19 protein-coding genes are annotated in these 19,544 nt (G+C 66.0%); 10 read left to right on the top strand and 9 right to left on the bottom strand.

Features of this window, described 5'->3' with window-relative positions:
• Window positions 1-5: 5 nt before the first annotated feature.
• Window positions 6-1,106: a TIGR04024 family LLM class F420-dependent oxidoreductase gene (locus tag HWX69_RS11865; protein ID WP_246286505.1), complete on the bottom strand. Its 1,101-nt coding sequence runs from the start codon at window positions 1,104-1,106 to the stop codon at window positions 6-8.
• Here HWX69_RS11865 and HWX69_RS11860 point away from each other — a divergent pair.
• Together HWX69_RS11860 and HWX69_RS11855 are read left to right on the top strand one after the other, a co-directional pair.
• Window positions 1,093-2,127, top strand: a complete 1,035-nt coding sequence (locus tag HWX69_RS11860) for a saccharopine dehydrogenase family protein (protein ID WP_178917310.1) — start codon at window positions 1,093-1,095, stop codon at window positions 2,125-2,127. The genes HWX69_RS11865 and HWX69_RS11860 overlap by 14 nt on opposite strands.
• A gap of 54 nt (window positions 2,128-2,181) precedes the next feature.
• Window positions 2,182-2,835 (top strand): winged helix-turn-helix transcriptional regulator, encoded by a 654-nt coding sequence (locus HWX69_RS11855; protein WP_178917309.1) that lies wholly within the window; start codon window positions 2,182-2,184, stop codon window positions 2,833-2,835.
• A gap of 23 nt (window positions 2,836-2,858) precedes the next feature.
• On the opposite strand, the gene glpK is transcribed toward HWX69_RS11855, so the two are convergent.
• Entirely contained in the window at window positions 2,859-4,376 is a 1,518-nt protein-coding gene (gene glpK, locus HWX69_RS11850; RefSeq protein WP_178917308.1) for a glycerol kinase GlpK, read from the bottom strand.
• Window positions 4,377-4,454: 78 nt separating this feature from the next.
• Between glpK and thiC the strand changes: the two genes are divergently transcribed.
• From thiC to HWX69_RS11835, 3 genes are all read left to right on the top strand, one after another.
• Window positions 4,455-5,882 (top strand): phosphomethylpyrimidine synthase ThiC, encoded by a 1,428-nt coding sequence (gene thiC / locus HWX69_RS11845; protein ID WP_178917307.1) that lies wholly within the window; start codon window positions 4,455-4,457, stop codon window positions 5,880-5,882.
• A gap of 69 nt (window positions 5,883-5,951) precedes the next feature.
• Window positions 5,952-6,911, top strand: a complete 960-nt coding sequence (locus HWX69_RS11840) for a type IV pilin domain-containing protein (RefSeq protein WP_178917306.1) — start codon at window positions 5,952-5,954, stop codon at window positions 6,909-6,911.
• A gap of 43 nt (window positions 6,912-6,954) precedes the next feature.
• Complete coding sequence (locus HWX69_RS11835) at window positions 6,955-7,824, top strand: pyridoxamine 5'-phosphate oxidase family protein (protein WP_178917305.1); 870 nt, start codon at window positions 6,955-6,957, stop codon at window positions 7,822-7,824.
• Here the strand turns inward: HWX69_RS11835 and HWX69_RS11830 are convergent.
• Complete coding sequence (locus HWX69_RS11830) at window positions 7,821-8,318, bottom strand: gamma carbonic anhydrase family protein (protein ID WP_178917304.1); 498 nt, start codon at window positions 8,316-8,318, stop codon at window positions 7,821-7,823. The two genes, HWX69_RS11835 and HWX69_RS11830, sit on opposite strands and share 4 nt — an antisense overlap.
• A gap of 120 nt (window positions 8,319-8,438) precedes the next feature.
• Between HWX69_RS11830 and HWX69_RS11825 the strand changes: the two genes are divergently transcribed.
• Entirely contained in the window at window positions 8,439-9,881 is a 1,443-nt protein-coding gene (locus HWX69_RS11825; protein WP_246286503.1) for a PQQ-dependent sugar dehydrogenase, read from the top strand.
• Window positions 9,882-9,897: 16 nt separating this feature from the next.
• On the opposite strand, the gene HWX69_RS11820 is transcribed toward HWX69_RS11825, so the two are convergent.
• The 3 genes from HWX69_RS11820 to HWX69_RS11810 are packed head-to-tail and all read right to left on the bottom strand — an operon-like array spanning window position 9,898 to window position 13,308.
• Window positions 9,898-11,379, bottom strand: a complete 1,482-nt coding sequence (locus HWX69_RS11820; RefSeq protein WP_218644785.1) for a lipopolysaccharide biosynthesis protein — start codon at window positions 11,377-11,379, stop codon at window positions 9,898-9,900.
• 7 nt (window positions 11,380-11,386) lie between these two features.
• Complete coding sequence (locus HWX69_RS11815) at window positions 11,387-12,310, bottom strand: NAD-dependent epimerase/dehydratase family protein (protein WP_178917303.1); 924 nt, start codon at window positions 12,308-12,310, stop codon at window positions 11,387-11,389.
• On the bottom strand, window positions 12,307-13,308 hold the full coding sequence (locus HWX69_RS11810) for a Gfo/Idh/MocA family protein (protein ID WP_178917302.1): 1,002 nt from the start codon (window positions 13,306-13,308) through the stop codon (window positions 12,307-12,309). The genes HWX69_RS11815 and HWX69_RS11810 overlap by 4 nt, the downstream gene beginning before the upstream one ends.
• A 142-nt stretch (window positions 13,309-13,450) precedes the next feature.
• On the opposite strand from HWX69_RS11810, the gene HWX69_RS11805 reads away from it, so the two are divergent.
• Window positions 13,451-14,173 carry a histidine kinase N-terminal 7TM domain-containing protein gene (locus HWX69_RS11805; protein WP_178917301.1) on the top strand — a complete coding sequence of 241 codons (723 nt, stop codon included), beginning with the start codon at window positions 13,451-13,453 and terminating at the stop codon, window positions 14,171-14,173.
• Between the two features lie 203 nt (window positions 14,174-14,376).
• Window positions 14,377-16,224: a glycosyltransferase gene (locus tag HWX69_RS11800; protein WP_178917300.1), complete on the top strand. Its 1,848-nt coding sequence runs from the start codon at window positions 14,377-14,379 to the stop codon at window positions 16,222-16,224.
• A 1-nt stretch (window position 16,225) separates the two neighbouring features.
• On the opposite strand, the gene HWX69_RS11795 is transcribed toward HWX69_RS11800, so the two are convergent.
• On the bottom strand, window positions 16,226-17,173 hold the full coding sequence (locus HWX69_RS11795) for a DUF1616 domain-containing protein (protein ID WP_178917299.1): 948 nt from the start codon (window positions 17,171-17,173) through the stop codon (window positions 16,226-16,228).
• Between the two features lie 180 nt (window positions 17,174-17,353).
• On the opposite strand from HWX69_RS11795, the gene HWX69_RS11790 reads away from it, so the two are divergent.
• Window positions 17,354-18,136 carry a hypothetical protein gene (locus tag HWX69_RS11790; RefSeq protein ID WP_178917298.1) on the top strand — a complete coding sequence of 261 codons (783 nt, stop codon included), beginning with the start codon at window positions 17,354-17,356 and terminating at the stop codon, window positions 18,134-18,136.
• 7 nt (window positions 18,137-18,143) lie between these two features.
• Here the strand turns inward: HWX69_RS11790 and HWX69_RS11785 are convergent, their stop codons facing one another.
• Window positions 18,144-18,413 carry a hypothetical protein gene (locus HWX69_RS11785; protein WP_178917297.1) on the bottom strand — a complete coding sequence of 90 codons (270 nt, stop codon included), beginning with the start codon at window positions 18,411-18,413 and terminating at the stop codon, window positions 18,144-18,146.
• A gap of 93 nt (window positions 18,414-18,506) precedes the next feature.
• On the opposite strand from HWX69_RS11785, the gene HWX69_RS11780 reads away from it, so the two are divergent.
• A complete protein-coding gene (locus HWX69_RS11780; RefSeq protein WP_178917296.1) occupies window positions 18,507-19,028 on the top strand; it encodes a metal-dependent hydrolase in 522 nt (173 codons plus the stop codon).
• A gap of 1 nt (window position 19,029) precedes the next feature.
• Here HWX69_RS11780 and HWX69_RS11775 read toward each other — a convergent pair whose 3' ends face one another.
• Window positions 19,030-19,485 carry a plastocyanin/azurin family copper-binding protein gene (locus HWX69_RS11775; RefSeq protein ID WP_178917295.1) on the bottom strand — a complete coding sequence of 152 codons (456 nt, stop codon included), beginning with the start codon at window positions 19,483-19,485 and terminating at the stop codon, window positions 19,030-19,032.
• Between the last annotated feature and the right edge of the window lie 59 nt (window positions 19,486-19,544).

The following is a 19,544-nucleotide window of genomic DNA, read 5'->3' as shown; positions in this document are numbered from 1 at the left end:
GCCGATCATGTCGACGGTGCCAACACGTCGACGGTTCGCCGGCGCTGTTCGGGCGTCATCTCACCGAAGAAGCCGACTCGAACCGCGTCGACGCCGTCGACGGCCTCGAAGCGCGTGACCATCTCTCGGACCTCCTCGGGCGTGCCGGCGGCGACCAACTCCTCGACCATCTCGTCGGTGACCGCGCCGACCGCCGCCTCGCGGTCGCCGTCCGTCCACTTTTCGTGTACCGCGTCGGTTTCGGCGTCGAAGCCCTGCCGGGCAATCGACTTCCGGTAGTAGGGTCCGTAGGCACCGATCATGAACGCGAGTTGTCGAGCGGCGATGTCGCGTGCTCGGTCGCCGTCGTCGAGGGCACACGACCGGACGGTCACCGACACGCGGATGTCGCCGGGGTCGCGGTCGCCGAGGTCGGCACCGCGTCGGAGGTCATCCATCCGCGCTTCGAGGGCGTCGGTCGTGAACAGCTGCGGCACCCAGCCGTCGCCGAACCGGCCCGCCAACTCGACGGCTTTCGGGCCGAGTGCCGCCACGTCGATGGGAACTTCGGCGGGTTCGACGCCGCGCAACTTCAGCCCGCCGCCCTCGAAGAACTCGCCGTCGTAATCGACCCGGTCGCCGCGGGAGACCTGTTTGACGATATCGATGGTCTCTCGCAGCCGTCGGAGGGGGCGCTCGTAGGGTTCGAGGTGCCACTTCTCGGTGAGGTCCGGTGAGGAGGTGCTGAGACCCATCCGGTAGCGGCCGTCGCTGGCTTCCTGTAGCGTGACGCCGGTCTGACCGAGCAGCGCGGGTGAGCGACCGTACGGCGAGAACACGTCGTTCGAGAGCCCGATGTCGTCGGTGCGTTCGGCCAGTGTCGCCAAGAGCGTCACGCCGTCGCGTCCGGTCACCTCCGGCAGGGAGATGCGGTCGTAGCCGCGCTGTTCGGCGTGGGTCGCTACCTCAACGGTGTCGTCTATCGAGTCCAGTCCGCCCGGCAGCACGATGTCGCGTGTCATGTTGGTCGCTGCGTCGGCGGAGGGCTTGTAGCCTGCGGCGTCTGCTCCGGCGTGGTCGGGATTTTTGGGTTCGCCCGTCGTCTCGGTTGATATGACGCTGCTCATCTACGGTGCGTACGGCTACACGGGGGAACTCATCGCCGAGGAAGCCGTCGACCGCGGCATCGACACCGTCGTCGCCGGTCGTAACGGGGTCAAGACCGACCACCTCGCGGTCCGGTTGGGCTGTGAAGGACGGTCCTTTGGCGCCGACACCGCCGAGGCGTATCTCGATGATGTCGACGTGCTGCTCAACTGCGCCGGCCCGTTCGTCGACACCTTCGAACCGCTCGTGGAGGCGTGTCTAGAGACCGAAACGGACTACCTCGACATCACCGGCGAGTTGTCCGTCTTCGAGGCCATCGCCGAACGCGACCGGGAAGCCGAGAAGGCGGGTATCTGTCTGCTTCCCGGCGTGGGCTTCGACGTGGTGCCGACGGACTGTCTGGCCGGCCACCTCCACGACCGCCTTCCCGAAGCGAACGAACTCCGACTCGGGTTCGACCCCTCGGGAACCATCTCCCGCGGGACGCTCGCCTCCGTCATCGAACACCTCGACGAGGGCGGGAAGGTGCGACGGGACGGCGACGTTGTCGACGTGCCGCCGGCCCACGCCAGCAGACGTATCGACTTCGGACGAGGGTCGCGCAACGCCGTCACCATCCCGTGGGGCGACGTCTCGACCGCCTACTACACGACCGGCATCGAGAACATCGAGGTGTACACCGCGGTGCCGCCGATGGCAGGAACTGCGATGAAGGTCGGCCGCTTCGCCACGCCGGTTCTCGGGTTCCCCCCTGTCAAGCGGTCGCTGCAGACGCTCGTTCGCGCGACGATGACCGGGCCGAGCGAGCGTCAACGCGAGGAGGGGGCCTGTTACGTGTGGGGTGAGGCGACCGACGGCGAGACGACGGTGACCTCGCGGCTGAAGACGCCCGAGACGTACGCGCTGACCGTCGATGCCGCGACGACGGCCGCCGAACGCGCGATGGAGGACGACCTCTCGGGCTTCGAAACGCCAGCGGCGGCGTTCACCCCCGAGTTCGTCCTCGACCTCGACGGCGTCGAGGGCTTCTTCGACGATTAACCCCTTCGACGCGCTCGCCAGAAGATATACACATCGGGCAGGCCGACTCCCGGTATGGTTCGTCGGGTTCTCGCGACGGTTCTGGTCGCCACGCTGTTCGTCGGATTGGTAGCGCCGGGAGCGGTGGGAACGGCGCCACCGGCGGCCGACGGTACGACGCTCTCCGTGGGTGACGGTGTCGACGCGCCGGTACTCGACCGCCTGCGCCCGGCTGCGAGTTCGAGCGGCCTCAGCCGCGCCGATACCGACGGCGTCCTCGAGCAACCGACGCGGTCGGCTGTCTACGGTGCCATCGAAGCCGCGCCGGGGACCGACCTCGGAAGCATCGCCGCGAGCGTCGGCGTCACGAAGTCGACCGTTCGGTATCACGTCGGCGTCCTTCGGGAGGCGGGCCTAGTCGACGCCGCCGACGTCGCAGGGTCGTTGCGGTTCGCCCCTGCGGAGGTGGACGCCGAACTCGCTGGCGTCCTCGGTGCCGACGGAACGGGGGCGGTACTCACCGCCGTCGCCGCGAACGAACCGGCATCGGTGACGGCCGTCGCCGAGGCGACCGACCGTGCGCCGTCGACGGTGTCGTATCACCTTTCGGCGCTCGAAGACCGCGGCTTCGTCGACCGCGAGCGGACCGGCGAAGCGGTCGTGACGACGCTGACGGAGTCGACGCGGTCGGCGATAGCCGACGGCGTTCCGGCGGCGTCGGGCGACTGAGACGGACTCCAACGGTCGTATGACTACTCCGTGGCCCAGTCCAGCGACCGTTCGACGGCCTCGCCCCACCGGTCGTATCGCGTCGCGACGTCCGCGTCGGCGTCCGGTTCGAACTCGCGGTCGATACGCCAGTTTTCCCGGAGTTCCGAAAGCGAGTCCCAGTAGCCGACGGCGAGTCCGGCGGCGTAGGCGGCGCCGAGGGCGGTCGTCTCGTCGACCTCCGGGCGGACGATTTCGGTGCCGAGGATGTCCGCCTGCAGGCCACAGAGGAAGTTGTTCTTGACCGCGCCGCCGTCGACGCGGAGGCTCTGTAACTCGAGGCCGCTGTCCTCGACCATCGCCTCGACGACGTCCCGCGTCTGGAAGGCGATGGCCTCCAGCGTCGCCCGGACGACGTGTTCCTTGCGGGTGCCGCGGGTCACTCCGAGAAGGGTCCCGCGGGCGCGCTGGTCCCAGTGGGGTGCGCCCAACCCGGTGAAGGCGGGGACGAAGTAGACGCCGTCGGTCGAGTCGACGCCGCGGGCGAGGCGCTCGGTGTCGGCGGCGTCGTCGATGAGGTCGACGGCCGAGAGCCACTCGATGGCGGCGCCGGTGGCGAAAATCGAGCCCTCGAGTGCGTACTGCGGTGGTTCCCCGGAGCGCTGGAACCCCACCGTGGTCAACAGGCCGTGGTCGGAGTCGACCGCCTCCGGACCGGTGTTGAGAAGCAGAAACGACCCGGTGCCGTAGGTGTTCTTCGCGTCGCCCGCATCGAAGCAGGTCTGTCCGAACAGCGCGGCCTGCTGGTCGCCCAGCGCGCCCGCGACCGGGACTTCGGCACCCAGGGTTTCGGCGTCGGTGTAGCCGTACACGTCGGCGTCGCTGGAGGGGCGAACCTCCGGGAGGATGGCCCGCGGAATCGAGAACTCCGCGAGTAGCTCGTCGTCCCACGCGAGGTCGTGGATGTCGAACAAGAGCGTCCGGGAGGCGTTGGTCACGTCGGTGACGTGGGATTCGGTGAGGTTCCAGACGAGCCACGAGTCGACGGTTCCGAACCGTAACTCGCCCGCTTCCGCGCGTTCCCGTACGTCGCCGCCACCCCCGCGGTCCGGTGCGATGGGGTCGGCGTTGTCGAGCAGCCACTCCAATTTCGTCGCCGAAAAGTACGCGTCGGGTTGCAGACCCGTCTTCCGGCGGATTTCGGCGGCTTTCCCCTCGGCTTCCAGCCGTTCGACTCGGTCCGTGGTTCGGCGGTCCTGCCAGACGATGGCATTGTGGACCGGTTCGCCGGTTTCTGCGTCCCACAGCACCGTCGTCTCCCGTTGGTTCGTCACACCGACGGCGACGAGGTCGCTCGCCTCGATATCGGCGCCGGAGAGCGCCTCCCGAAGCGTCCGTCTCGCGTTTCGCCATAGCTCCTCGGGGTCGTGTTCGACCCACCCGGGTTCGGGGTAGTACTGTTCGTGGGTCCCGTAGGCCGCGCCGTGGACCCGGCCCTCGCGGTCGAACACCATGCTCCGGGTGCCCGTCGTCCCCTGGTCGATGGCCGCGACGTACTCCATGCGGACCCCCCGACCGCTGGGGACAAATACTGACCGGCGGCGGAATGTTTATTACTGGATTGTATTACTAGATTATACATGCCGACACAGCTACAGCGTGCGCGGAGCGGAGAGATAACGCCGGCGATGGAGCGGGTCGCAGAGCGGGAGAACCGAGACGCCGAGTTCGTCCGTCACCAGGTCGCCGAGGGACAGGCCGTCATCCCGAACAATCGCGCCCACGAGAGTCTCGACCCGATGGTAATCGGCCGGGAATTCGCCACGAAGGTCAACGCCAACATCGGCAACAGCGAGACGACGAGCGGTCTCGACGAGGAGTTGGAGAAGCTCCACACTGCGGTCCACTACGGCGCCGACACCGTGATGGACCTCTCGACGGGCGCGAACCTCGACGAGATACGGGCGGCGAACGTCGGCTACTCCCCGGTTCCCATCGGAACCGTTCCCATCTACGAGGCTGTCACGAAGGTAGACGACGTGGCCGAGTTGACGCCGGAACTGCTGCTCTCGGTCATCGAGAAACAGGCCGAACAGGGCGTCGACTACATGACGATTCACGCCGGCGTCCTCGCCGACCACCTGCCGCTGACCGACGGCCGGACGACGGGCATCGTCTCCCGCGGCGGGTCGATTCTCGCCCAGTGGATGGAGGAGAACGGCGAACAGAACCCGCTTTTCACGCACTTCGAGGACATCTGTGAGATATTCGCCCAACACGACGTGACGTTCAGCCTCGGCGACGGCCTCCGGCCGGGGTCGCTGGCGGACGCCTCCGACGATGCGCAGTTCGCCGAACTCGACACGCTCGGCGAACTGACACGGCTGGCGTGGGACCACGGCGTCCAAGTGATGGTCGAAGGGCCCGGACACGTCCCGTTGGACGAAATCGAGGCCAATGTCGAGCGCCAACAGGAGGTCTGCGACGGCGCGCCGTTCTACGTGTTGGGGCCGCTCGTCACCGACATCGCACCGGGGTACGACCACATCACGAGCGCCATCGGTGCGACGGAGGCCGCCCGCCACGGCGCCGCGATGTTGTGTTACGTTACGCCCAAGGAACACCTCGGCCTTCCGGAGGCCGAAGACGTCCGCGATGGACTCGCGGCGTATCGCATCGCCGCTCACTCAGCGGACGTGGCCAACGGATTGCCGGGCGCCCGCGACTGGGACGACGCGCTCTCGGAGGCCCGGTACGACTTCGATTGGCGCCGGCAGTTCGACCTCGCCTTGGACCCCGAACGCGCACAGTCGTATCACGACAAGACGCTTCCCGGAGACAACTACAAGGAAGCACGGTTCTGCTCGATGTGTGGCGTCGAGTTCTGTTCGATGCGCATCGACCAGGACGCACGCGACGCCGACGGCGAAATGGGGAAAATCGATGGCGAGACCGACCTCGAATCCTCACCGGCCGCCGAGGTGAACCTGCCGCCGACTGGCACCCACGATGCGGACGCCCTTGTTGACGTGCCCGCTCCCGAGGGGACGGCCGCGGACGACGACTGACCGCTCCGCGTTTCGAGCGCCGAAACGCTCCACTACGATAAGCGTCGGGACTGCGTATTCGACGCTACTGTGAACCGGGGGCAAACTGACGAGCGGGGACTCTCGCCGGTCATCGGCGTCGTGTTACTGGTCGGTATCGTTGTCGCGCTGGTAGCCGTCTCCGCGGTTCTGTTCTTGGGACTCACCGAGGAACGGGACCCCGCCCCCGAGGTGTCGCTCTCGCTGGAAACCGACGACGGCCCAGCCCAGTACGCCCTCAGACACGGCACAGGTGACGCTTTAGACGGCGAGAAGGTCGAACTCCGGGGTGCGGCCGACCCGACTACCCTCAAGGGACGGGAACTCACCGCTGGCGAGACGGAATCGGTGTATCCGGTCGAAGAGTCCATCGAAGTCGTCTGGTTCGGCGACAACGGTGCCAGTTACGTCCTCAAGGAGTTCGAGGTCAATCCCGACGACACGGTTCCCGGGCCCGAGAAGGGCTGTGAGTGGGTCGACGACGAATCGGACTGTGGGACGGAGTCAGTGAAAGTCGAGACCGTGGTGAACTGCGATGTCGAAACAGTAGAAACTATCCAGGTACAGGATGGGGGCGTCGTCATCGGAGCGACGGTTAGCGGGGGCAAGGACGTAGACGCCGACAACGCCGAATTCTACGGCGATGTCGACGCCGAGAAGGTCTTCAATCTCCAGGACGGAAACGTGACAGGCTCGGTCGAGTCGGAGACGGCCGACGTGAAACTCGGCGATGCCTTTGTTGATGGAGACGTGACCGCCGAGAAGGTCGTCGAGTTGCAGTCAGATACCACCGTCGAAGGCGACGCTGTCAGCGAAACGAAGGACGTGAAGGTCCAAGACGGGAGCACTCTGCAGGGTGATGCTGTCAGCGAATCCGGGCAGGTCAAACTCGAGGACGCCACCGTCGACGGTCACGTCTACGTTGACGACAGCGACTTCGACTGCACGAATTCGACGATAAACGGCCAAGACTGCGACGATTACACCCCGAAGGACCCCGACGACTACTGACGCTCGGGCGATGATTTAATTGCTTCACGGCAGTTCCTGCAGTATGGCCGATACATCGACGACTACCACGCCCGTCACCTCGTCGGAGAAGGAGCGTATCCGGCAGGCCGTCCACGATTCGGCAGCCGCGGAAGTCGCGACTGCCAACGGCGACCGCCCTCAGACGTTTCCGCTGAGTCCGTTCTACGACGAGACGACCGAGTCGGTCGTCGTCACCTCTCCGCCAGCATTCTCTGGAAAGGTCGATGCAGTCCAAGAGAACCCGAAGCTCTCGCTGCTGTTCTACGACGCCGAGGAGCCGTTCATCCTCTACGGTCGCGGGACGGTCCGCGACGACGACCTCGAAGCCAACGCCGAGTACGTCCGCAAACTCATCGAGGACGAACCGCCGTCACCGAAGCGGGAGGGGTTCTCGAAGACGACTGACGTGTTGGAGTCACGAATCGGCCGGTTCCTGCTCGGGTGGTACGCCCTCCGCATCGTCGTCGAAATCGAGCCGGTCCGCATCGAACCGGTCGGAATCGAAGTCGGCGAGTTTCCGCCGTGGCCCGCAACCGACCTCGACAGGGGCGAGGCGGAGTCCTACGACCGACTGGCGTTCACCGTCGTCGACGAGGACGGCTGGCCGACGACCCGGACGGTCGAGGGCGTCGAGATTCGAGACGACGTGGCGCTCGTCGACGTGCCGCTGTCCGTCGACGACGGCAGTCCGGCGTGTCTGCTGTGTCACTGGCATTCCTCGGGGTTGGACAAGCTCAGCCAGCGGCTGTACCGTGGGCAGTGTCGAACCGAGGGTGACCGCGTGGTGTTCGACCCGGCGAGTTCGTTTTCGATGCGCAACGAGACGCTGTGGGACCGGCTGAAGTTCATCGTACAGGGGAAGTGGCGAACGCGACGCTACTTCCGGGATTAATCCAGAATCTCGCTTTCCATGTGCTCGCGGGAGAGTTCGACGTAGCGGTCGCCGGCGTAGGCCCACGGCGAGTCTTCGACCTCTTTGATTTTCTCGGCTGGCGTGCCGGCGTACAGCGTGTTCGGCTCGATGTCGGTGTCCTCGGTGACGAGGCTGTTCGCGCCGACCATCGCCCGTTCGCCGACCGTCGAGCGGTCGAGAACCGTCGCAGCCATCCCGACGAGTGCGCGTTCGCCGACCGTCGAGTTGTGGACGATGGCGGTGTGGCCGACCGTCGCGTACGGCCCGATTTCCGCGCCCTCGTGGAGGACCGCGTTGTCCTGGACGTTTGCGCCTTCCCGGAGGGTGATATTTCCGTGGTCGCCGCGCAACGTCACGTTCGGCCAGACGCTCGCTTCGGCCTCGATAGTCACGTCACCGATGACGACCGCGGCGGGGTCAACGTAGGCGCTGTCGTGGATGTCGGGTTCCATCCCGTCGAAACTGCGTAGCATACCCGATGGTCCGCGGGCGGCGAGTTAAACGTACGCTTCCGGCGGGACAGGCTTTAGTCGTCTCCGGTCCTCTCTGTGGTATCGGTTAGGGAAATCATACCCGCCGAGGACTAACTATCGATGTACAATTCAGGCCCGCACGACGAGGAGAGCGAAACACCATCCGAACACGACCGACTCGGCGGACTCACCCGCCGTCGACTGCTCGCAGCGACGGCAGCGAGCGCCACGATGGCCGGACTGGCCGGCTGTTCGTTCGAACGCGGCGGTGGTGAGCCGGGGGGCACACCGACATCGACCCCGGCCTCGAACCAAACCCCGACCTCCGACACCCCAGAGCCGGAGCCGTACTTCGAACCGGGCCCGACCGTCGGCGTCGAGACGGTCGCTGAAGGATTGGTGTTGCCGAACGTCCTCGCGGTCGCCCCCGACGACGACAGGCTGTTCATCGCCGACCAGACCGGCGTGGTGTACGTCCACGAGAACGGCTCGCTCCGCGAGGAGCCGTTCCTCGATTTGCGCGACCGCGTAATCGAACTCGGGAGTGACCTGCCGAGTTGGGTCGCTGCCGACGAGCGCGGCTTCCTCGGGTTGGCGTTTCACCCGGACTTCGCGGATAACGGCCTGTTCTACGTCCGCTACAGCGCCCCGACCGACGAGGACGGAATCGACCACCGCGAAATCCTCTCGGAGTTCAGCGCCACCGACGGCGCCGCCGACCCCGACTCCGAACGAATCATCCTCGATTTACCTTGGCAGCGACCCATCCATCAGGCCGGAACACTGGCGTTCGGACCCGACGGCTACCTGTATGCGGCCTTCGGTGACGGACTCAACCCCTCCCACGGGCAAAACCTGCTGGACAACTTCAGAGGGAGTATCCTCCGGTTGGACGTCGACGAGCGAGACGGCGAGAAACCCTACGGAATTCCGCCGGAGAACCCACTCGTCGGTCGCGAGGGACGGGACGAGTACTTCGCGTGGGGCTTTCGCAACCCCTGGAAGATGGCCTTCGACGGTGAGACGCTCATCGTCGGCGACGTCGGACAGGAGTTGTTCGAGGAAATCAACGTCGCAGAGCGCGGCGGCAACTACGGCTGGCCGATTAAGGAGGGGAGCAGTTGTCACGACCCCACACAGCCGGGGGTCCCTCCAGCCGACTGTCCGGACACCTCCGAGCGCGGCGAACCCCTCGTCGACCCGGTCGTCGAATTCCCCCACTTCGACGGCGACCGGGCGGTCGGCTTCGCCGTCATCGGTGGTCACGTCTACCGCGGCGAGGCCGTCCCGCAACTCGACGGCGAGTACCTCTTCGGCATCTACACCCGTTCGTTCACCGCCCCCTCGGGACGAATCATCGCCGCGACGCCTGAGGGCGACTCTTGGCCGACGCGGGAACTCAACTTCGCCGACAGCGACAACGGCGAAATAAACCTCAACGTCCTCTCTATCGGCCAGGACAACGACGGCGAGGTGTACGTCCTCGGGACGGCCGCCGCCGTCAGCGAGGGGATAGAGAGCCAACAGGGCGGCACCGTCTACCGCATCGTCGACGCCGAGTAGTCGTCCGACGGGGCCACTACCCGGCGAAGTTCGCGACGTTCGCGCGCAGTTTCCCTCTGAGAGACGACGAACTCAGGACGACGAGGAAGTACACCACTCCGCCGAGTAAGACGTGACCGACCAGCGCCGGCGCGGTCGTCGGCGGAACAATCGTGGTGAGTCCGGCGAGGGCGAGGGCCATGACAGCGCCGGCACCGACACACCAGCCGATGTCCCGAAGCGCGAAGGAGACCGGATGCAGTCTGCCGAGGGAGACACCCAGAACGGCCGTGTTGAGCGCCATCGCGAGGCCGGTCGCCGCCGCCGCGCCGAGCAGTCCGTACTGGGGGACTAACACGACGTTGAGAACGATGTTCACCGTCAGCGAGACGCCCGTCGCGTAGGCGCCGATGTCCGGGCGGTCGAAGGCGCGTATCGTCGCGTCGAAGACGACGTTCACCGCGGCGACGATTTTCTCGCCCATCAGTACGACCAACGCGCCGGCCGCGAGGACGTACTCCGGTCCGAAGACGACGCCGAGGAGGTTCTCCGAGAGCAACAGCACGCCGAAGAACGCCGGCACGACGAGGAACAGCGAGGCGGTCAGCGACTCTCGAACGGTTCCCTCGATTCGCCCGAACTCGCCCCTCGTGCGCCACGCACTCAGTTGGGCGAAGACGGTGTTGCCGACGATGCCGCCGACGAGGCCCGCCATCAGCGTGAGTCGCCACGCGATTTCGTAGCCGGCGACGTGGGCCTGCGTCAAGAAGTAGCCGATGACGAGCAGGTCCATCGTGTTGTAGACGTGACCGCCGAGCGCCCAGATGCCGTTGTACTTCGCGTAGTCGACGAGCGACCGGAAGTGTCGACGTGACGGTCGGGCGAGGCGCGTCGAGATGCGGGCCGCGCCGCCGGCCAGCATGAGGAGATAGCTCGCGATGAGTCCGTAGATGAGCGCCTCCGCGCCGTAGCCGAACTGAATCAGGACGACCGAGACGGCGACGTACGCCACGAGCCGAACGAAGTACAAAAGCGCCGTCTGCTCAGTTCGTAGCTCTCCCCGGAGGACGTGAATCGAAAGTACCGACAGCTCGTACAGCAGGGCGGCCACGACGAGCAGCGCGGCTACCTCGGCGCCGACGTAGTCGTTTATCGGCTCGCGAAAGACGATGACGACGACAGCCAACACACCGAGCAGCGCCAGTTTCAAGAGCAGCGTGGCCGCCAGCATCTCGCCGACCTCGCTGCCCTCGCTGATTCGTTTCTCCACCGCCCCTCTGAGCCCGAAATCCGAGAACGTCGCTAGCGTCGCGAGCGCCGCCTCGAAGAGGAAGAACACGCCGAGTCGGGTGGCACCCAGCGCCGCCGCGAAGTACACCGTCGCGGCGAAGCCGATGACCGCTCCAAGCACTTCGATGCCCAACAGCAGTCCGCCGGCGCGGGCGAAGTTCAGCTGTCGGGGGACCGTCGGTCGAGCGACGGGTCGAACCGGGTCGACGCCGCGAGTTTTCTCGTCCATCGGGCGGCTACAGGAGGCCTACCTCCCGGTACCACGCGGCGGTGTCCTCGATTGCTGCCCGCCAGCCGCGCTGTTCGACCGGGGCGCGTTCGGTGAGTCCGTTCCGAAGGGTGCCGAAGTCGCCGCGGTCGGCGAAGCTCGACCCGCCGACCGGCGAGACGCCGAGTCGGTGGAGGAAATCGATTGCGGGGACGATACCGTACTTCGTCAGCGGGTACGGGACGTTCACGACTCGGCAGTCCCCGCCGACCGAATCGGCGACGGTTCGCATGACTTCGACGCTGTCGACGTTCGGCCCCGAAACGAGATAGCGGCGCTGGCCGCCGACGGTCAGGGCGTGTTCGACGGTCCCGGCCACGTCGTCGACGTGGACGATGTTGTAGTCGTCGTAGGTGTACAGCGGCGGGACGAGCACGCGGTTGGCGGCGACGGGCCGGAACATATCGTACCGTGCGAGTCGATAGTCCCGCTGGCCGAGGATGTAGGTCGGATAGACGATACTGTACTCGAAACCGAACTCGCCGTCGACGAACAGTTCCTCGGCGCGGGCCTTGGATGTCTGGTACGTCGAGTCGGGGTTGATGGGAACCTCTGGGTGGGCACCGATAGTGCTGGCGAAGACGACGTTCTCGACGCCGGATTCGTCGGCGGCCTCGAGGAGGTTCGCCGTCCCCTCGACGTTGATACCGGTCATGTCCTGTCCCGGATACACCGCGGCTGCGAGATGGACGACGGAATCGACGCCCACCATGGCGGACGGCAGGCTGTCGGGGTCTCGGATGTCGCCGGCGACCGTCTCGACGCCCTCGGGCAGTCGGCGCTCCGAGGTGCCCGGCCGGAGCAGCGCGACGGGGTCGTACTCGCCGTCGACGAGCGAGTGGACGACGTTGAGGCCGACGAATCCGGTCGCACCGGTGACGAGGACTCTCATCGCTCACCCTCCGCGAGTTCGTAGGCCCTGTCGATTACCTCGGCGACGGCGACGCCGCGTTCGACCGGTGCCGACGTGTTTCGGTCGCCCAAAACGACGTGGTCGACGAAATCCGTCAGGCGTTCGGTGTTGGCGTCGTCGGTCGTCGCGCCGTACAACTGCGTCAATCCGATGTCGACGATGGGCGTCTCCCCGTGGCGGAACTCGAAGGGCCGGCCGTGAATCGCCCCTGACAGCGTGTCGCCGTCGAACTCCAGCCACCCCTCGGTGCCGACAGCGACGTGACGCATGAACACGTCCGGTTGCGTCCATCCCACCGTGAAATCGACGGTGAGGTCACGGGCCGGGAACGCGATGGCGATTTCGGCCACGTCCTCGACGCCGCGGTTTCGGGTGTCGCGAAGCCGGCAGTCATCGACGGTGGCCGCACCGAAGAGGTCGAGGTACATATCGAGGCTGTGCGGCAGCAAATCCCGCATCACTCCGCCGCCGGAAACCGAGCGGTCGTAGTACCACCCCTGTGTCGGCGGCGTCGAGTGATGGGTCGTCCGCACCTCGACGAGTTCGCCGAGCAGATCGTTTCGGAGCATCGACATCGCCTTCTTGGCGTTCTCGTAGTAGCGGGTGAGGTAGCCGACCTGTGTGATGACACCGGCGGATTCGGCCGCCCGTTGCATCTCGCGGGCGCTGTCGGCGTCGATAGTCAGGGGTTTCTCACAGAAGACGTGACAGTCGGCCTCGACGGCCGCGAGGAAGACCGCTCGGTGTGTCGACGGCGGCGTACAGATACTCACCACGTCGAGGGACTCGGCGTCGAGCATCGATTCGACCGAGTCGTAGCCTTGCAGCCCGAACCGCGATGCCGTCTCGTTGCGTCGGGACTCGTTCAGTTCGGCGACGGCAACCACGCGGGTCGACCCGTGGTCGCGATACGCCGGGATGTGGTAGTCGGTCGCCATCCACCCCGCCCCGACGACGCCGACGCTGTAACCGCTCATTGGGGGGTGGTCGTCGGTAGACCGTATAAACCCCTGCGAGGCGGCGGCCTCCGCTGACGGCGGTCTGTCCCGGCGCGCGATTATGCCGAGGGCGTGATGGCCCATATTATTAAATACAACTGCTTTAATATTAGTAACGAACGTGATTACACACCCTACATACGTGGTCGCCTTCGGCGCCGCGGCGACAGCCTGTTTCGCCGCGGTGTACCGTGCCGGATGGCTCGCGACCGACGAAGCGTCCATCGGTCTTCGCGCGCTTCTGGTGACCACGGGGCTCTGGTCCGTCGTCCAGACCCTCGTTCTCCTCGCCCCGTCGGAGTCGTTGATGCTCCCGCTGTATCTCGTCGGGCAAGCGGTCGGATTCGCGAGTGTCGGCGCGTGGCTGTACTTCTGTTCGGCGTACACGGGTCGGAGCCTCCATCGACAATCACGCTACTGGCTGGCCGGACTGTCGACGTACGCCGTCGTCACGACCATAAAGCTCACCCAACCGATTCACGGGGCGTACGTCGACACGCGGCTGGCGACGGAGCCGCTCCGATACCTCATCGTCGAACCGGGCGTGTTGTACTGGGGTTTCCTCGCGTTGGCGTACGCCCTCGCCGGGGTCGGATTCTACTGGCTGTACGAACTGTTCGCCCGAACCGAGCGCTCGACGAACGGACTCGCGCTCCTCGTCGGGACCACCGCTCTGCCCGCCGTTCCGACGGTTCTGTCGTTCCTTCGGCCACGGCAACTGATTCCGATGCACTACGAACCGCTCGGCATGGCCCTGTTCGCCTTCGGTGCGCTGTATCTGGTCCATCCGACGTTCTTCGAAGTCCACGACAGCGACCGACACGGGGTGGTCGATACGGAGTGACCGCTCGTCCAAATCATGGCATATTAAGGACACATTTCCGACATGCTTTTATCAGTATATACCCATTATCCAGTAATACGGGATACGCGCGGGGAACTCCGAGGCGAGGCCGTCTTCGGGATAGTGTGGTTATGGAGATGTTAATAAATGAGCGAGACACGTTCGTCCGTCGGATATTCGACCTTCGGACACGGTGAGTGCCAGTGAGCCGTGTCTCGAAGTACGGGACGGTTACCACCGACGGCGTCCGAGTCGAGAAGACCCATTCGAAGCGTGAGAACGAGCTAGCGGTGACACTCGAGTTCCGCTCGGAGCGTGAGGAACCGGTCGTCGTCAGATTCGAGGACGAACTCCCGACCGACGGACGCCCCGCTGGCGCCGGTGAGGGAGACGGACGAAACACCGACGGTTCGGCGTTCCGCGGCGGCCACATCGACGGAACACTCGCTCTCACCGACGACGGTGAGGTAGCAGTGACCTACCTCGTTTCGGTACCGGAGGAGACGGTGTCGTTTCTCAGTGACGACGAGCCGTCGTTGCCGCGAATCGTCGAAGTCACACCGGTCGAACCGCAGTCGTCGACCACAGTCGAGACGCGTGCAGAGTGGCGAGCACCCTCGGGAGAGCGCATGCCGCTTTCGGTCACGGTGTCGGATGGCCACTCCCTCCCATCGCAGGCTTCCGTGGACGGTATCCGAGTAATCGACATCTCCTCGTCGGGGGAGTCAGACCGTCTCGATGCTGTCGCCGATACCGACCGTCCGGCCATCGGTATCATCGCCCGCGCCGAGGACGACGACGGCGTCTACCGGACGATACTGGAGGCACGGAAGCGTGGATTCGGCGTCTTTCTCGCCCCGTTCGGCTATGGGACCGAGGAACTGGTGGAAATCGCCGACACGCTCGGCGTTCGAGTCGTCGACCCGCCCGAGGAGGACAGCGGTTGGCGGACACTCCAGTCGGCGCTGTCGGCGGCGGCCCGGGAGGCAGGCCATCCCGGAATCGTCTTCCAACCCGAGGGCTGTCCGCGTATCGATTACGACCGGACGCTTGCTGCGTTCGCCGAGGACGGCTTCGAGATTCATGCGGTGCCGGAACGCCCAGACATCACACCGGGGAGACCCCACGTCCTCGTCGCCATACCGGCGTACAACGCGGCTGGAAGTATCGGATCGGTGGTGAGTGAGGCGAGACGGTTCGCCGACGAGGTGGTCGTCGTCGACGACGGCAGTACCGACGGGACGGCCGACCGCGCCCGCGAGGCCGGTGCGGCCGTCGTCGTCCACCCCCGGAACCGCGGCTACGGCGGGGCCCTCAAGACGATATTCCGGGAAGCCCACCGCAGGGGTGCGGCCCACCTCGTCACCATCGACGCCGACGGTCAACACGACCCCGGCGACATTCCACGGCTGGTCGCCACCCAGGACGACAGCGGTGCGGGCGTCGTCATTGCGAGTCGCTACGGGACCGACAGCGACACCGACATTCCGTTCGTGCGGTCTGTCGGCCTCGCCGTCGTCAACCTGCTGACGAACGTGACGATGGGACGATGGCGCCGCTCACGACAGGTCCAAGACACACAGAGCGGGTTCCGTTCCTACACCGCCGACGCCGTCGAAACGGTCGTCGATTCGACCGACATCGGCAACGGGATGTGGGCGAGTACAGACATCCTGTATTCGGTCAACGAGGCGGGATTCGATTTCCACGAAATCGGGACGACGATTCGCTACGACGTCGAACACGGCAGCACCGAGGGTGCGGCGACCCACGGTGTCGGGCTGGTCCACAACATCGTCGACTTCGTCCAGCGGTCCCATCCCATCCTGTTGGTCGGCGCCCCCGGGGTGATGGTGGTCCTCCTCGGTGCGTTGCTGGCGGCGTGGTCGTTGCAGCTCCAACTCTCCGGGGAGCTCTCGATCCCCCTCGTCGTCGTGGCGAGCATCTCGATTGCGGTCGGTGCCGTCATGTTGACGCTGTCGGTGCTGCTGCACGTGTTGAACACACACCCCTTCTTCGACGACGAACGATGGCAGGACCGACGCGAATAGGTCAGGCGTCGCTGACCCGCACCTGCAGGTGTACCTGCCTGTCCGCGTTCTCCGGCCGTGGGTCAGCGGCTGCCGAGCCGAAATACACCAGATAGGTGAGCCGCAACTCCCCGGCGACGGTCGGGACGACTTCGTGTTCGGTAACCGTCGTGTCGCCGTCGAGCGAAACTGTGAATCGGTCGAGTTCCGTCGACGACGTTACGGTCGCTCCGTCGCCGGTCGTGTCGACATCGTGTAACGCGACGACGACGGTGGCTTCCGACGCCCCGTCCGGCCCGGAGACGGCGAGGTGGAGCGTCGTCGGTTCGTCGACTATCAACTCGCGGGGGTAGTCGTCGGCGACGAGGTCGCCGTCGGATTCGGTCAACAGATACGCCTCGCTTCCCCCGTCAACCGAACCGGGGGCGGCGTACACCGCCCCGGCGGCCGTGAGGACACACAGCACCACGACGACCGACAGTGCAGCGTCGACTCGACCGTCGCCGACGAGAATCGAGCGAACTCGGCTGAACGCTGCCGGGGCGGCAACGCCGAACTGTCGACCGTCGGTGGCCCGTCGTCGGCGCCACGCGGCGCCGAGGGCGAGTACCGTCACCGCGTTGATGCCGACGAGAGCAGGAACTGCCCGAAAGCCGTACACAGTAAATTCGAGGGCGACACCGACTGTTACGACGACGCCGACGCTCGCGCCGACGGCGAGAACGAGTCGCCCGAGAAGCCCGAGGTGACGGCGGTCGTCGGCGTGGCCGTCGTCTTCGGGGAACAGTGCCGCGACGACGGCGTAGCCGGGTACGAATAGGAGGATCGGAATCGCGACAGCCGCTCGAACTATCCCGGGAGTGGCCTGAAGCGCGACGAGCAGGTCTAGGACGGCGACTGCGACGACGACCGCGGCGAGGTCTGCGTTCCCGCCCGTTCCGTCCCTGTGAGTCCCCTCTGGACGTGACACGGTGTCGGGTTCTCCGCCGCAGTACAAAAACACGCTGGTGGGACCGACGGGACTGCGACCCGACGGCCAAGGTTAAGACGCCGGCCGGTGTCGGTTTCCCTGACAGATGCGCCTCACAGACCGCATTCGTGCCCGGTGTCCCGCCATGGGCCGAGTAGCGTCGTCGGAGCGGGTCAACCTATGAGCGGCGGTGACTCGTCCCCCCGGCGCCGTCGGGCCGAGGCGTCGAGTCACGCGCTCGGCACGCCCGGCGTCGTCCGCCGCCCTTCTGTGCCGACGGCGCTGCTCGTTGGCCTCGGAGCCGCCGGCGTCGCCGCGTCGTTCACTGCCCCAGTCGCCGCGGCCGGGTTCACGGCGACCCTCGCGACACTGGCCGGAACTGTCCTCGTCGCCGGCCTGTTGAATCACCTGCTCGTCTCCGGCCGGGAACTCCCGCCGGCCGTGACCGAGAGCGTCTACACGGCCTTCGCATCGGCCGCAGAGAACGTCGTCGCCGAACGCGGACTCTCGGAACACCGGGTGTATATTCCTGCGAGCGGGCGCTCGTCGGCCCGTCTCGTCGTGCCAGCCACCAGCGCCGACCCGTTACAGCGGGACTGGGAAGCCAACGACGCGGTCGGCCCCGACGACGCCGTGTTCACCCCGACCGGCGAACCCCTCTACCGTAGCTTCCGGCGAACGCGGACCCCTGCCGACGCCACCGACCCCGAGCGGACGCTGTCACGTCTCGGTGACGCCCTCGACAACGGGTTCGAACTCGTCGACGGCGTGGCGGTCACTGCCGAGGATGGCGAGGCGGCAGTGTCCTTCGAGGCGTGTGTCCTCCCGGACGCCGACCGTATCGACCACCCAGTTCCGTCGTTTCTGGCCGTCGGTTTCGCTCGCGAATTCGGTCGCCCGGTCGTCGTCGATTCCGTCCGCTCTAACACCGACAGCTCGGGTGCCGTCGAGTTGCGGTGGTAAAGCCGCTCTACAGCGTTCCGACCTGGGTGGAGAGGTCGTAGCCGACTGCCGCGAGGAACGCGAGGAACGCGAAAACGAGCGGCAACCGGAGTCGGCGACGCCACGCCGGAAGCACCGAGAGCGGTGCCGTCCACTGGACGACGACGAGTGCCCCGAGCACCGAGACGACGACCCAGTGTGACACCGTGAAGGCGTCTACGGCCGCGAGTCCGGCGACCGACACCAACAGCCACCCGACGAGCAATCGGAGCGTCCGGCGCTGTGCGTAGGTTGCCACGAACCGGCGTTCGTCGCCGGCCCCGATAAATCCTCCCGCGGTCGAGATGCCGGCGACGACGAGGTTTTATCGACACCCGGTGTACGGACGGTAATGTGGCCGTGGGGACATCTCGCGTTAGGGTACGTCGGATACTTGCTCGTCCGGCCGTGGGCGATACGGCGTGCTGACCGGGTGGCGATTCTTGCGGCGCTTTTCGGCTCCCAGTTTCCGGATTTGGTCGACAAACCGCTCGCGTGGGGCCTGGCCGTCCTCCCCTCCGGGCGGTCGCTCGCACACTCGGTGTTCGCACTCGTCATCGTCTCGGCGGTCGTCTGGGTTGTCGCCGTCGAGTACGACCGACGAGAGGCAGGTATCGCCTTCCCAATCGGCTACGTTACGCATCTCGTCGGCGACGGGTTGGTCCCGATATACGAGGGCTCCTACGGCGAGTTGAGTTACCTGCTGTGGCCGTTGCTCCCGGCACCGGAGTACGACGAACCGACCGGCATCCTCGATGCCCTCGCCGTGTTCGGCAATCCGGAATTCTCGCCGATGTTCCTCGCGGAGGTAGCCGTCGCCGCTGGGTTCGGACTCCTCTGTGCGTATCACTTCGTCTTCCGGGCGGAGTGGTGAGTTACTCGACGACGACGGTCCCGACCATGTTCCCCGATTCGTGGGGGATGCAGTAGTACTCGTAGGTTCCCGAGGTCTCGAAGGTGTACGCGTAGGATTCCTCGCGCCCGATACTGCCCTCTTCGGGGTAGGCCCGGTTCGCCTCTGCCTCGTCGTCGAAGCCGCCGCTGGCGAAGTAGTCGGCCTCGGCGGGGATGCGGTCGGCGTAGGCCGTCACGCTGTGGGCGACGACGCCGACGTTCTCCCACGTGACGGTCCCATCGACGGCGATTTCGACGGTTTCGGGGACGAACTTGAGGTCGTCGGTCATGTCGACGGTTACCGCAGTCGGGAGGTCGTCGCCGTCGGGCGTCGCGCCGTCGCCATCGTCACTCGAACATCCCGCGATTCCGGCTGCTGCGCCGACGGTACACAGCCCGCCGAGACGACGGAGCAGCCGTCGGCGTGAACGGTTCATACGTTCCGATGTCGTGGCAAGCGTATAAAATCGCCGTCGGCGCGGCCCTCCAGTAGTGT

This window comes from Natronomonas gomsonensis, from assembly GCF_013391635.1.
GTDB classification, from domain to species: domain Archaea; phylum Halobacteriota; class Halobacteria; order Halobacteriales; family Haloarculaceae; genus Natronomonas; species Natronomonas gomsonensis_A.
The sequence above is the reverse complement of the archived record's forward strand: the minus strand, read 5'-3'. Positions and strand labels throughout refer to the sequence as shown.

What these genes read in the sequence shown, in the direction of transcription:
- HWX69_RS11855 (WP_178917309.1), top strand. Translation starts at nt 2,182, where the DNA reads ATGGTTCGTCGGGTTCTCGCGACGGTTCTGGTCGCCACGCTGTTCGTC.
- HWX69_RS11820 (WP_218644785.1), bottom strand. Translation starts at nt 11,379, where the DNA reads ATGGACGAGAAAACTCGCGGCGTCGACCCGGTTCGACCCGTCGCTCGA.
- HWX69_RS11825 (WP_246286503.1), top strand. Translation starts at nt 8,439, where the DNA reads ATGTACAATTCAGGCCCGCACGACGAGGAGAGCGAAACACCATCCGAA.
- HWX69_RS11830 (WP_178917304.1), bottom strand. Translation starts at nt 8,318, where the DNA reads ATGCTACGCAGTTTCGACGGGATGGAACCCGACATCCACGACAGCGCC.
- HWX69_RS11835 (WP_178917305.1), top strand. Translation starts at nt 6,955, where the DNA reads ATGGCCGATACATCGACGACTACCACGCCCGTCACCTCGTCGGAGAAG.
- thiC (WP_178917307.1), top strand. Translation starts at nt 4,455, where the DNA reads ATGCCGACACAGCTACAGCGTGCGCGGAGCGGAGAGATAACGCCGGCG.
- glpK (WP_178917308.1), bottom strand. Translation starts at nt 4,376, where the DNA reads ATGGAGTACGTCGCGGCCATCGACCAGGGGACGACGGGCACCCGGAGC.
- HWX69_RS11815 (WP_178917303.1), bottom strand. Translation starts at nt 12,310, where the DNA reads ATGAGAGTCCTCGTCACCGGTGCGACCGGATTCGTCGGCCTCAACGTC.
- HWX69_RS11780 (WP_178917296.1), top strand. Translation starts at nt 18,507, where the DNA reads ATGTGGCCGTGGGGACATCTCGCGTTAGGGTACGTCGGATACTTGCTC.
- HWX69_RS11860 (WP_178917310.1), top strand. Translation starts at nt 1,093, where the DNA reads ATGACGCTGCTCATCTACGGTGCGTACGGCTACACGGGGGAACTCATC.
- HWX69_RS11810 (WP_178917302.1), bottom strand. Translation starts at nt 13,308, where the DNA reads ATGAGCGGTTACAGCGTCGGCGTCGTCGGGGCGGGGTGGATGGCGACC.
- HWX69_RS11865 (WP_246286505.1), bottom strand. Translation starts at nt 1,106, where the DNA reads ATGAGCAGCGTCATATCAACCGAGACGACGGGCGAACCCAAAAATCCC.
- HWX69_RS11775 (WP_178917295.1), bottom strand. Translation starts at nt 19,485, where the DNA reads ATGAACCGTTCACGCCGACGGCTGCTCCGTCGTCTCGGCGGGCTGTGT.
- HWX69_RS11790 (WP_178917298.1), top strand. Translation starts at nt 17,354, where the DNA reads ATGAGCGGCGGTGACTCGTCCCCCCGGCGCCGTCGGGCCGAGGCGTCG.